This is a genomic window from Massilia frigida (assembly GCF_011682175.1).
Lineage (GTDB): Bacteria > Pseudomonadota > Gammaproteobacteria > Burkholderiales > Burkholderiaceae_D > Telluria_A > Telluria_A frigida.
On the sequence record NZ_WHJG01000049.1, the window covers coordinates 35,252 to 47,941 of the forward strand.

General features: G+C 65.8%; 10 protein-coding genes. 2 read left to right on the top strand and 8 right to left on the bottom strand.

What is annotated here, in order from left to right; genetic code table 11:
- The first annotated feature begins 7 nt into the window (after window positions 1-7).
- Entirely contained in the window at window positions 8-1,243 is a 1,236-nt protein-coding gene (locus F2P44_RS29745) for a DUF445 domain-containing protein (RefSeq protein ID WP_370662761.1), read from the top strand.
- An 18-nt stretch (window positions 1,244-1,261) separates the two neighbouring features.
- On the opposite strand, the gene F2P44_RS29750 is transcribed toward F2P44_RS29745, so the two are convergent.
- The 5 genes from F2P44_RS29750 to F2P44_RS29770 all read right to left on the bottom strand — a co-directional run bounded on the left by F2P44_RS29750 (window position 1,262) and on the right by F2P44_RS29770 (window position 9,452).
- Window positions 1,262-1,570, bottom strand: a complete 309-nt coding sequence (locus F2P44_RS29750) for a hypothetical protein (RefSeq protein ID WP_167092913.1) — start codon at window positions 1,568-1,570, stop codon at window positions 1,262-1,264.
- A 3-nt stretch (window positions 1,571-1,573) separates the two neighbouring features.
- Entirely contained in the window at window positions 1,574-3,976 is a 2,403-nt protein-coding gene (locus F2P44_RS29755) for a hypothetical protein (RefSeq protein WP_167092916.1), read from the bottom strand.
- 145 nt (window positions 3,977-4,121) lie between these two features.
- Entirely contained in the window at window positions 4,122-5,543 is a 1,422-nt protein-coding gene (locus tag F2P44_RS29760) for a DUF3999 family protein (protein WP_167092919.1), read from the bottom strand.
- Between the two features lie 17 nt (window positions 5,544-5,560).
- The gene (locus F2P44_RS29765) at window positions 5,561-8,869 is read right to left on the bottom strand and encodes a DUF2339 domain-containing protein (protein ID WP_167092922.1); all 3,309 of its coding nucleotides are present in this window, start codon (window positions 8,867-8,869) and stop codon (window positions 5,561-5,563) included.
- A gap of 82 nt (window positions 8,870-8,951) precedes the next feature.
- The gene (locus F2P44_RS29770) at window positions 8,952-9,452 is read right to left on the bottom strand and encodes an arsinothricin resistance N-acetyltransferase ArsN1 family B (protein WP_229423828.1); all 501 of its coding nucleotides are present in this window, start codon (window positions 9,450-9,452) and stop codon (window positions 8,952-8,954) included.
- A gap of 139 nt (window positions 9,453-9,591) precedes the next feature.
- On the opposite strand from F2P44_RS29770, the gene F2P44_RS29775 reads away from it, so the two are divergent.
- Window positions 9,592-10,365 carry a glutaminyl-peptide cyclotransferase gene (locus F2P44_RS29775; protein ID WP_167092928.1) on the top strand — a complete coding sequence of 258 codons (774 nt, stop codon included), beginning with the start codon at window positions 9,592-9,594 and terminating at the stop codon, window positions 10,363-10,365.
- Between the two features lie 3 nt (window positions 10,366-10,368).
- Here the strand turns inward: F2P44_RS29775 and F2P44_RS29780 are convergent, their stop codons facing one another.
- The 3 genes from F2P44_RS29780 to F2P44_RS29790 form a co-directional block, all read right to left on the bottom strand.
- Complete coding sequence (locus F2P44_RS29780) at window positions 10,369-11,763, bottom strand: MbnB/TglH/ChrH family RiPP precursor modification enzyme (RefSeq protein ID WP_167092931.1); 1,395 nt, start codon at window positions 11,761-11,763, stop codon at window positions 10,369-10,371.
- A gap of 31 nt (window positions 11,764-11,794) precedes the next feature.
- A complete protein-coding gene (locus tag F2P44_RS29785) occupies window positions 11,795-12,055 on the bottom strand; it encodes a hypothetical protein (RefSeq protein WP_167092934.1) in 261 nt (86 codons plus the stop codon).
- 233 nt (window positions 12,056-12,288) lie between these two features.
- Window positions 12,289-12,582 carry an ATP-grasp domain-containing protein gene (locus F2P44_RS29790; RefSeq protein WP_267877638.1) on the bottom strand — a complete coding sequence of 98 codons (294 nt, stop codon included), beginning with the start codon at window positions 12,580-12,582 and terminating at the stop codon, window positions 12,289-12,291.
- Window positions 12,583-12,690 lie beyond the last annotated feature (108 nt).

The following is a 12,690-nucleotide window of genomic DNA, read 5'->3' on the forward strand; positions in this document are numbered from 1 at the left end:
GCGCTCCGTGCACGAAAGCGAGCAGCAGGTCCGGCTGACGCGCATGCGCCGCATCGCCACCGGCTTGCTGGTGGCGATGGCGGTGCTGTTCGTGATCGCGCGCCTGCTCGAGCCGCGCCACGCGCTCTTCGCCTTCGTGGGCGCGTTCGCGGAAGCGGCCATGGTCGGCGCCATTGCCGACTGGTTCGCCGTCACCGCCTTGTTCCGCCATCCGCTGGGCTTGCCCATCCCGCATACCGCCATCATTCCCACGAATAAGGAAAAGATCGGCGAGAATCTGGGCAATTTTCTCGAGACGAATTTCATGAGCTACGATGTGGTGCACGCCGAACTGGTGCGCATCGACTTCGCCGGCTCGGCCGCGCACTGGCTGGCGCAGCCCGCCAACAGCCGCGCCGTGGCCGACCAGGCTGTCAGCGCGGTGCCGGTGCTGCTGCGCATGATCGATGACAAGGATGCCGCCGGCTTCCTGCGCGAAGCCCTGTCCGGCGCGCTCGAAGACGTCAAGCTCGCGCCCATCCTGTCCCAGGTCTTGTCGGTGCTGGCGGCCGGGCGTCAGCATCACGTGCTGCTGGAACGCCTGCTCGGGATCGTCGCGGGCGCGCTCGACTCGCACCGCCCTTATATCCGCCAGAAAGTGCACGAGCACAGCCCCCGCTGGCTGCCGCGCGCCATCGACGAGAAATTCTACGAGCGCCTGATGGAAGCGGTGCAAAATACCTTGGAAGAAATCCAGGGCGAAGACAGCGAATGGCGCGTGCGTTTCCAGGCCGCCACCGAAGAACTGGTCGATAATCTGGCCCATTCGCCCGAGTACGAAGCCAAGTTGCGCGGCTTGCTGGACAGTAGCCTGAGCCATCCGCTGTTCCGTACCTATGTCGGACAAGTCTGGGAAGATGTGCGCGACCGGCTGCTGGCCGATGCCGGATCGGATAATTCGCAACTATCGGCGCACCTGCAAGCGGCCTTGCAAGCCTTCAGCCGCGCGCTGGAGCGCAATCCGGCGATCCAGCAGCGCATCAACGACTGGCTGCGCACCTTCGCCGCCGAGACCATCGTGGCCAAACGTGAGCTGATCATCGCCCTGGTGCGGCGCGTGATCCGCAGCTGGGATGCGGAAACCATCGCGCGCAAGTTCGAGCTGCATGTCGGGCGCGACCTGCAATATATCCGCATCAACGGTACCATCGTCGGCGGCCTGGTGGGCCTTGCGCTGCATGGCGTGTCGCTGCTGTTTACTTAGCTGGCGCGGGAGCGTGCCTCACTCCGCAACCACGCTGAAGAACACTTCCCCCTCGTAGTTGTCATCCCAGTCGCCGGACCAGTCGCGCAGGCCGAAAATGCCGTGCACGATGACCCGGCGCGGCGCCAGCGGATCGATTTCCGTTTCCAGCCGCACTTCCAGATTGCCCAGATGGTGATCGTTGCGCGGTGAGAACGCCGCGTCGAAGCCAGTCAGCAAGGCCGTGGCCTGGGTGACCCCGGCCGGGAAAATGACCTCCGTACTTTCAAGATGCGGGCCTTCGCCACGTTGGCGGTTGAAGGGGATCGTGCCGTTGAGGATTTGCATGGCTTACTCCTTTGCGTCGTGAGGGGAAGACTGGCCGGTATGCAGCAGATATTGCCCGCCGCGCCGCACTTCGATGCGCCAGTCCTGGCTGCCCGATCCCTGGCCGGCATCGAGCACCACCGTGCTGATCGTGTGAAAACCCGGACTGAGCGCATGCAGGTCGAGCGTGCTGCCGCGTCCGATTTCGGTGCCACGGTTGTCGTACCAAAATACCTGCGAGGCGGGCAGGGCTGCCCCGCGCCCGTTGCGCACTTGTGCGCGCAGCAAGGCGGGCAGCGCGACCGTGCCGCTGGCGGTCGAGGCAATCTCGGCCAGTCCGATCGCCAGGCGCGCGCCGGGCACGATGGGCGCCTGCGCCAATTGGCCTTCCCAGCGCACTTCGGCGGTGGCAATTCCGCTGCTGGCCAGCACGCGGATGCCGAGCGCCTGCTGGCGGCCGAACAGCTGCTTCGGCACCGTCAGCGCGCTCGCCGTGATACGCGGCGCCAGCCCGCGCCAGGTGCCGGCGGCGTCGCGCCATTGCACCAGGAACCACAGCGCATCGCCGGCGGCGCTGTTCCAGCGCAGGTTCAGCGATGGCGCCAGCGTGTCCGCAGCGCCATCGACGACCAGTTCCAGCGGCGCCGTCCGGCCGATCGTTTGCTCGAAGATCGCTTTGCCGCAGTCGTAGATCACCAGCCGCGTGGCCGCCGGATCGAAGCCGATCGCTTGCCGTATGCGTAGCGGAAACGCATCGCGCGCGCAGGCGCAGGCGTCTTCCTGCCCCGAGGCGAACAGGCAGGCGTGCTTGAGCATGTTGCCTTTGTCGTCCTGCAATTCCACCTCGAAGCTGGTCGGCATCGTCCCCAGCGGCTGCGGATAGGCGGGGAAATGAAAGGCCGGCCGCAGGGTCACCGCGCGCTGGCGCGTGATGGTCATGACCAGGAACAGGTGCGGAGTCTTGATCTTGATCCAGTCGCCCCGTTCCTGTTCGGTCCGGCCGGCGGCGCCCGGCGCCAGGCTGGCGACGGCCGGAATGCGGCTCAGCAGCGCCTTGTAGGTGTACGGGCTGATCCACTTGTTGCCCGAATAACCCATGATGTCGTGCGCATTGGCCGGGTCCTTGACGCTGCCGTCGTTGGTGTCGATGCCGAACTCGCCGATGCTGTCGGAATCGTATCCGCTGTAGCGCGGATAGGCAGCGTCGGTATTGAGCGGGTTGGCACAGCGGGTCACGTTGTCGCAGGGCGCGTGCGGGCGGCCCAGCGCGTGGCCGAGTTCGTGGGCGACGCTGGCCCCGCGTCCGGTGCGCGCCACGGCGGCGGCGCCACCGCCGCAGCCGCCCACCGAGCCGGTGCGCACGCCGGTGTTGTACAGGCCCAGCACGATGTCTTCCGAATCGCCGCGCATATCGGCCACGGCGTCGAGCAGGTCGTCGAACTTGTCGCAGCCTTCGTTGATGTCGGACTCGATGTCGTCATCGTAGTCCATGCTCACGAAGCTGGTGATGGTCACTTGCGGAATCGGGAACAGCTTCTCGGTCGTCATCACGGTGTTGACGAAGTCCGCCAGGACCGGCGCGGCAAGGGAGGCCGGGGTCGCGCCATCGTTGATGTCCGGTCCCGTGTAATTGATGCCGACCGCCATCACCGGCAGCGCCGGAATGGCTTCGAAGTTCAGGGTGCGCTCGAACGTGGACGAGAACTGGGTGGGGTCGAACGCGGACGCGACGCGCGCGCGCAGGGTCACCGTGCCGACCGCGCGTTCCTGCGGGATGAAGAAGGTGAGCGTGTGGCCGGCCTGGCCGCGCGCGATCTGGGCGTCGCGGCGCGGCACGATCGGGGCCAGCGGCGTGAGCGTGAGCGTGCCGCCCGGGCCGCTCACGTCAAGCGTGCCGGTCAGGCTGGGGATGGGCGCCAGGCCGGAATTGGCGTCGTAGTCGACGTACAGGCGCACGGCGGTCGGCTTGTCCGCCACCAGCCGGATCGAGTTGTCCGGAAACACGTTCGCGCTATCCAGATGGGCGCTGCTGCGAAAGTGCTGGATGACCTGGCTGATTTCGGCGTCGACAATGATCAGGTCGCCGCGCGGGTTGCCCGGCGTGGGCGGCGTGATCCGTTCCAGCTCGGCCAGCACCACGAACTGCAGGTTGCCGCTGTAACTGTCATCCCATTCGTTGGACCAGTCGCGCAGGCCAAAGGTTCCGCCGACCAGCACGCGGGTGGCGTCGGCGAGGTCGATAGTGCTGCTCAGTTCGACGGTCAGGCGGCCAAGGTGATGGTCGTTGTCGTCGAACGTCGCCGAGTAGCCGGCCATGCCGACGGTGGCGCGCAGGACCCGGCGCGGAAACGCCACGGCCGTCTCTGCCGTTTGCGGTCCCTCGCCGGATGTGGACGGAAAGTTAAATGAACCAGGCCGGATCTCCATGCCGATTTCCTCCAAATGAATGACAGTCGTTGAACTCCCTGTCAGTCAGCGTAGGCGGCAAAGACGAGCACGGCACTGTCGCGGCGCAAGCGCGAGGCGCAAGCGCGCGGCGGCGTGCTCTGCGGCACGCAATGCTTTTCGGTTCTTATTTCATTTGTTTAATGAGGCGCCACGCCATGAAGGAAAGCACGCCGACGCCCGCGAGCAGGGCGCCCCACAGGGCGAACAAGCGGGTGCGGGCGGCGGCTGCCGCCTTGTCCGCGGCGCCGGGCCCCTCGCCGGCGGCGGCCCTTGCCACTTGCATCGGCCCGGCCACGGCGCCTTCGAGCGCGACGATTTCGGCCGGCGTGAAGCCGGGCGCCACTTGCGCCAGCGCACTGGCGCCTGGCTTGGCGTCGGTCCGGCCGAAGGCGAGACGGTACGGCGGCTTGCCGTTGGCCAGGAACACCAGCGTGGCCGGCGACCAGGCCAGGCGCAGCGCCGGCGCGGCCGCGCCCGCAGTCTCCGTGCGTACCACCCATTCGGCCTGGTGCGCGGGCGTGATGCTGATATCGCCCGAGGCGCGTCGCTTGCCGCCTTGCATCAGCTGATAAAAGGTGGCAGCCGCCACCGGCTCGAAATGCCAAGTCGTCGTCTGGCCGCCCTGGCGGTCGGGCAATTCCACGTAATGGCCAAGCTGGGCCGGGATCACCACGTTCTGCTCGCCCAGGTCGAGCCCGATGCGCTGCACGGGAATCGCCAGCGCGGCGGGGTAAACATGGTCGTTGGGAAAGCGGCCCGGCCTGGGCTGGATCACCAGGCGCTCCACGGCCGGCGCCACCGCCGTCGTCAGGGGCGACTCGGCGGTAATGGTGGCAAACTGCAGCGGCTTGCCCTGGCGCCAGCTCAGGCGTGCGTAGCGGAATGAGCGTGCCTCGAACTCCATGCGCGCGCTGGCCAGCTTCTCGCCGCGCTCGTTGACCAGCCAGGAAAGATCGGTGTCGCCGAGCGTATCCCAACGCTTGAGATCGTCGCTCGCTTCCAGCACCACGCGCGCGCTGTAGCTGTCCACTCCGGCTGGCAGGGCGAAGCGCAAGGCATCGATGGCAACCAAGCTTGCCGGCGCGCCAAGGTCGAGCACCAGGGTATCGATGCCGGGCGCCGCCGCTGCGGCCGGGCGCGAGCGCGTGCTGACCGACAGCACCGTGCCGTCGGCGGAGCGCTGCACGTCGATATCGGTGTCGGTGGTGGAACCGGCCGGGCGCGCCGTCTGCACGGCGAACAGGCGCACCGGCAGGTCGCGCCGCGAGCGTTCGGCCCGTGCCGCCGGTTCCTGCAGGCTGAACGGCAGCTTGTTGCCCTGCGCATCGAACAGGCGCAGGTCGCGCAGGTCCGCCGTGCGCGCGTGCAGGTAGACATCTTTTGGCAGGCGCAGCTGCACCACCGATTCCTTGCCGCTGACGGTCAACGGCATGGCGTGGCGGTAATCGTCCGGCTTGTCGCTGGCCGGCGCATCGGCCGCCGCCAGCGGCGAGGCAGCCGCCGCCAGTGCGGCCAGGCACAGGCCGGCCAATGGTTTCTTCAACATGGGTTCAACTCCCTGGTTCATGCCGCGCTCGCTTCCGGCGGCGTATCGTGTTGCGTTGGAAACGGTGCAATATAGCCGATCACGACCATCAGCAAGCCGACGCCGACAAAACTGACAATGCGCGCCACCCCGCCGACATCCGACAGGTCGACCAGGAATAGCTTGCCGACCACCAGGCCGAGCAGCACCGCGCCAACCACCCACAGCTTGCGCGATGCCTGCTTCGCCGCGCGCCACATCAGCAGCAGCGCCGACACGCTCCACACCAGCGACAGCATGGCCTGGATGAACTGCGAGGCGAACAAGGTGTCGACGTTGTACGGGATGGCCAGATAATGCGCCGCCGTGCGCAGCAGCATCAGGTTGAACCAGGCGTAGCCGGCCCAGGCCAGCGCCGTGGGCACGCGCGCCAGCAGCAACTGTTCGTTCTCGCCGGGCTGGTCGGCCAGGCGCATGCGGTAGCACACCACCGCCAGCAGCATGGCGAAGCCGCTGGTCAGGTCGAGCGGGTTGAGCACCGGCAAATAGGGCAGGGGCGACATGGCGCCGTCCTGGGTCAGGTTCCAGACGGCGGCCAGCAGCAGCGACCAGCCGCTCGCCAGCGGAACCAGCACGCCCCGGTGCCAGCTGGCAATAGGCGCGGCTGGCCACTTGCCGGCGCGCGCGCGGCCGCTGACCCAGACGATGGCCAGCATCATCAGCCAGGCCGGGATGAAGTTCGCCCAGCTGCCGCTGGTATGCCAGCCCGCCTGGCTCAGCAGGACCGCGTCGGCGTTATCGACGCCGTACAGCCAGCGCGACACCGCGATCGCGGCGGCCGGCCAGATCATCAGCCACGGGCCGCCGGTGCGCAGGGTGTGCAGGGCCTGGAGCCACGGCGTGGCGATGGCCCAGCCATTGAGCGGCCAGCGCTTGAGCAGGTATTCCGACGTCAGCCACAGGCTGGCCAGGGCAATCCCGGCGTCGAGCGCGATGGCGTTGCCGTCGTACAGTTCGGTCAGGATGGCGACGGTCGCCCCCAGCAGCCCGATCCAGGCGGCAACGCTGAGCCAGCGCAGCGTTTGCCACGCCAGTCGGCGCGCGGCGGCGGCAAACGCCAGCGCCGACATGGCCACGGCCATGCCATACGCCGACAGCAGCGACATGCCGTCCGAACGAGCGCCGCCGAACAGCTGGTAATGGCTGTTGAACCAAATGCAGAAAAACCCCAGCACGGGAGCGAACCACCAGCCAGCCGACCACATCAGCATGGCCCTGGACAGCTTGGGATACGGCTGTTGCATGGCCCAGCTGCTGAACAGCGCGCCGCCGAACACGATCAGCGCGCCCAGGAATGGCGTGCGCAACAGCGGTGCCTCCAGCGAGTACGAGGTGAACAGGAGGGCCAAGGTGAGCAGCAGCAAGACAGCGCCACTCGTCAGTTGCACGCCCAGCGCCAGGGTGCGCGCCAGCGTCCATTGCATGCGCGTGGCGATGAACGCCAGGATGAGCGATGCCGCCAGCGCGCTCGCGGCCATGAGTGCGGCCTGCGTGCCGCCGCTGGTGCGCAGCATGACTTCGGTCCAGGCACCGGCGACCATCCACAGCGCGGCCACCGTCAGGAACGCGCCGCCCAGCCCGGCTGGCAGCGGCGATGGCAGGTCGCCCTTGCGCGAGCGGAAATTGGTGGCCATCAGGAAGGCGGTGCCAGTCAGCAGCAGGAAGCCCAGCCACAGATTGGCCTTGGCCGCCTCGGCCTGGCCATCGATGCCGCTGATGGCGGCGATAAACGAGATCCACGCACCGGCTTGCACCAGCAGGCCGAAGGCGACGGTGAGCGCCTGGCGCTGGCGCAGGCCGACCCAGACCACGCCGGCGCCTTCCAGCGCCCACGCGGCCGAGGTCCAGCGGCCATCGAGCGCGAACGGCAGGGCCAGGGTGCCGAACACCAGCCCGAGGGCCAGGAAGGATTCCACCAGCAGCCTGAAGTTCTGCGCGGCGCGCCGCCACATGGCCAGCGCCGCCGTGGTGTAGAACAGGCCCAGGCCGAGGGCCGAGAATGCCACGCCGAAACGTGTATCCTTGACCAATCCGTACTGCAAGCCGAAGGCGACCAGCGGCACGCCGAACACCAGGGTGGCGTCGACATAGTTCTTCAGCGCCGGCGCCTGGCGCGCGGCGTAGGCGATGGCGATGGCCACGTAGAACAGCACGAAGACGATCAGGAACAGCTGGGTGGACAGGTAGTTTTCCGGTGCGTAGCGCAGCACGCCCCAGGCCGTGCCGATCACGAAGGTGAAGGCGAAGCCGATCAGGTTCAGCGTGCGCCACGAGCGCTTGAGCGCGATGCCCAGGATGCCGGCATTTAACAGTGCGTAATACGAAAACAGCGCGATGTGGCTGCCCTGGCCGGTGGACGTCATGATCGGCGCCAGGAAGCCGCCGGAAATGCCGAACACGGCCAGCCAGAAGGCATTTTGCAGCACCGCCAGCAGGCAGGTGAAGAAGGTCAGTGCGAACAGCAGGCCGAACGCCAGGCCGGACGGAATCAGCTGGTACATGCGGAACGCGCCGAAGGTGACCAGCATCAGGATGCCCAGCGCCGCGCCTTGCACGGGCAGGCTGATGCCGCGCCGGCTGTCGCGGATGCGCCAGCCCCAGACCAGCAGGGCGATATCGGCCATGACGATGCCGGCCAGGCGCAGTTCGATCGGCACGGTGGTGCGCTCGGCCGCATATTTGAGCAGGAAACTGACGCCGATAAACAGAATCAGCAGGCCAAGCTTGGCGACCAGATTGCCGGTAAACAGCCATTTTTTGGCCGCCAGCATCCAGGCAGGGGTCGACGCGGCAGGCAGTTCGGCGGGCTCCGGGCGACGCATCGCTTGCGCGGGCTCGGCCGGCGCGGGCCGGGGAGCGGCAGGCGCGTACGGCACCGGCCGAACAGGTGGCGGCACGGGTGCGCTGACCGGCGGCGCCACCGGCATATAGGCAACCTTGGCTTCGTCGGGAACGGTCCGCGCGGGGATGGGCGGCGCTGCGGGGCGAGGCGCAGCCGGCGGGGCGGCAGCCGGTGCAGCCGCGGGAACGGTAGCCGACGCGGTAGCCGACGCGGTAGCCGACGCGGTAGCCGGCGCGGTAGCCGACGCGGTAGCCGACGCGCCAGCCGACGCGCCAGCCTGCGCGACAGATGCGGCGCGCTTCAAGTCTTCCTTGAGCGTGATCACCTCGGCGGCCAGTGCCGCCACGGTTTTCTCCAGTTCATCGGTCCGCCGCCGGGCCCCCTTGCGAAAGCGCAGGAAGTGAAAATAGAAGGCGAACGGTAGCAAGAACAGAATTACGTCCATCAATTTTCCTTGGGTTACAAACTAGGCAATTTTGCATGTTAGCATTCCAAGGGGAAATGACTACTGTAAAATTGTTAGTTGCTTATTCTGCGCCCGACAGTTTCAGTTCCCAGTACGCGACATCGATCCAGTTCCCGAACTTGAAGCCGACTTCGCTGAAATGCGCGACTTTCTTGAATCCGAGTTTTTCGTGCAGTGCCACGCTGGCCTCGTTTGGCAGCGCCACGCCGCCAATGACCATGTGGATGCCATCGCGCGCCACGCGTGCCAGCAGCGCCTTGTACAGGGCGCTGCCACGGCCCTTGCCGCCCAGTCCCGGCACCAGGTAGATCGAAGATTCGACCGCGAAGCGGTAGGCATGGCGCACCCGCCACTTGCTGGCGTAGGCATAGCCGACCACGGCATCGCCCTCGGTCATGGCGAGGAAGGGCAGGCCGGCTTGCTGCAGATCGGTGATGCGGGCGGCCATTGCCGCCTCGCTGACGCTCTGTTCCTCGAACGACACGCAGGTAGTCAAAATATAGTGGTTATAAATGGCGACGATTGCGGCGGCATCGGCGGCGCCGGCATCACGGATGTTCAATACGGACTCCCTTGGTGGTTGATCATTCTTATGGCGGCGGCGGCCGCGCTGGCGGTGCCGTCCCGCTACAATTGTATTAGTATTCATGCGATGAGGAAGGATATGCCTTCCGTTTCAGCGATTCGACCTGAGGTGTTACTTGAAGAGATTTCCAATTGCGGCCCTGAGTTTGCTGCTGGCCTGTGCCGGCGCGGCGCAGGCTGCCATCCCCGTGTACGGCTTCGTGGTGAAGAATACGTATCCGCATGACCCGGACGCCTTTACCCAGGGCTTGTTCTACACCGATGGCATTTTGTACGAAAGCACTGGCCTGAACGGAAAGTCGTCGGTCCGTAAAACCGATCTGAAAACCGGCAAGGTGCTGATGAAAACCGACATCGCGTCGGATTATTTCGGCGAAGGCATTACCGACGTCGGCAATACCATCGTGGGCCTGACCTGGACCTCGCACGTCGGTTTCGTGTTCGACAAGGCGACCCTGAAAATGAAGCAGACCTTTTCCTATCCCGGCGAAGGCTGGGGACTGGCGAACAATGGCAGCGACATTTTCATGAGCGACGGCACGGCCGCGATCCGCGTGCTCAATCCGAAAACACTGGCGGAAGTGCGGCGCATCCAGGTCACGGCCGAGGGCAAGCCGATCGACCGCCTCAACGAAATGGAATGGGTCGACGGCGAGCTGTACGCCAACGTGTGGGGTTCCGACGTGATCGCGCGGATCGACCCGGCCAGCGGCAAGGTGGTTGGATGGATCGACCTGGCCGGGCTGCTGGACGAGAAAAGCCGGGCAAGCGGCACGGCCGATGTTCTCAACGGCATCGCTTACGACAGCAAAAAGCGGCGCCTGTTCGTCACCGGCAAGCTGTGGCCGAAACTGTTCGAGATCGAACTGGTGCGGCGCCAGGGACGCTGAGGGTCACGGGGCGATGGTCAATGCAAATTCGCCGCGGTCGGTAAAATCGGGCATGCGCGCGCTACGCAATGCCATTAGCAGCGGCAACGGTGAACAGGTAAAGCGCACGGTTTTCGGTTGTCCGTACATGCGCACCTGGTGCGAGGCCAGTTCAAACGCCAGTACCTCGTCCAGATGCGGAATACGGAGCGCCTGGGTGCGCAGGAATTCGGCGAAATTGAGGGCTTCTTCGGTGGCAAACGGTTCCGGCGGCCGGGTTTTCCAGAACGCGTGCAATAACGCGAGAAACGCCGATTCCCCGACCGTGAGCGATATCAGGCGGTAACTGAGCGCCATCGAATCGACGATGGTGCCGCTGCGTACCGCCGCCACCAGCTGGCGCAGCACGCGAATACCTTCATCGGTATCGAGCGGCACTGTGCAAGGCTCGTCCGTGGCGATTCCCAGCACTTGACCGGCCAGCGCGCGTTCCCATTGCGGCGGTGACGGCAAGGCGTCATCGAGCGCACCCGCGTGGCGGAGCGTGCCGCGCGGCGTCGCGCATGCCACTTGCGGCGTGGTCTTGCGCTCGTCCCACAGCCGGTGCAATTCGTGCAGTTGCGCGGTCAGGTGGCGATGCGCGATCGCGCGCATATACGCCGGGACAATTTCAAACACCAGCGCCTTGAGATTGGGCAGCCGCGGCAGCACCGCGTGCGCCAGCTGCATCAACTCCGCCGGCACCAGCCCCGAATGCGCATCGAGATAATACCCGTCGAGATAATCGCCGCCCGCCAGATGGACTTCGCACACGCGTTCGAGCGGCATATCGTCGAGCGCCGCCAGCACGCTCTGGCGGCCATTGCGTTCGTTGCACCAGAGGTTATGCAGGTCGAGCAGGATGGCGCAGTCGGCTTCCTCGGCAATGGCGCCGAAAAACGCGCCATCGGACATTTCGCCCGGCACCGGCTGCAGGTAATTGACACCGGTCTCGAACGCAAACGGTACCGGCAAGCTGACGCTCAGCGTCCGGATATTGGCAGCGGCCAGCGCCACGGTTTGCGCGCTTTGCAGCGGCGGCAGCAAAAAGCCCGTACTGAATACGCCATCCGGTCCGCTGGCGCGCGAAAAACTCAGGTGCTCGCTGGCCCACGATGCGTCGAGCGCTTTCACGACATCGGCGAACAGCGCTACCTGCCCGGGTTCCGGCGGCACGCTGCCGCCAATCGGAAAACCGAGGCCATGCACCAGCTTGGGATGGGGATCGGCGCGCAATTGCGCCAATACGTCGGTATTGATGGCATACGGCACAGCGGCCGCCGCCGATTTGAACCACAGCGGCTGGGGCTCGATTTCGATGACGTCGATCAAGTCCTTATTGGCCTCGATAAACGCTTCAAGGCCGGGAAGGCAGATCATGCCGACGCCTGATTCCGGTAAATCGCGCATATCAGGGACTCGGCTGGTCTTGCGGCTGCCCGATCGCCTGTACCGCCAGAGTGGCGTTGACGATCAATCGGCACCAGATATCGTCACGAATATCGCATCCGGAGCTCCAGGCCGGGCAGCCGGGTTGCCCCACCGTCGCTTTCCGGACGCGCTGGACCTGGTTCGGGTAAACACACACCTGGGTCGGCATGGGAACGTTGACGGTGCGCGTGGCGGCGCGTGCGCCCAGGGGGGATCGCAGATCGGCGGTAGTGGTATCCATAGCGTGGCGCTTCGTGTGATGTCGGCGGTAACTTTTTCTCGCGGGATATGCGGCGCATGTCCCGGCAGCACCGCCGCCACCATTAATGATGAGGCTGGCTGCGGAGTAAAGTATAGGCATCACCCATCCTGCATTTGGCACCAAGTGCACCGACTTTGCGCAGCATCAAAGGGGGACGTGGAGCGCCCTTGAGTTGCGACACTTCGTGCACCTGATTTTCGGCGTAACCCTTGTCAACGCTTGACCGAGGCCCGTTCCAGCACCGCCAGGACGCGCTCGGCGTCGCAGCCGTAGATGCCCGCACCCCAGGCCGCGTTCTGCTCCACGCAGGCCCAGCCGAGTCCCTCGATGATGCCCGCATCGACCACGGTGGCGGCCGGCAGATCGATGGCCGGGTCGGCCAGCAGGCGGGCCATGAATGCCTCCAGTTGTGCATCTTCTTCAGCGGTGCTGTGAAAATCAGCGTCGCGCTGCAATTCGCCCCGGCGCGAATAGATCGAATAGGTGGCTAGGAGTCTGCGCGGCAGACGGAATTTGACCTCGCGAAACCGAGGCGGACGCGGCGAGCCGCGAGGCCGTCTCCGATTTCAGGCTCAAACGTGAGCCGATTTGCCGTGCTTGACAGCGAATTCGGA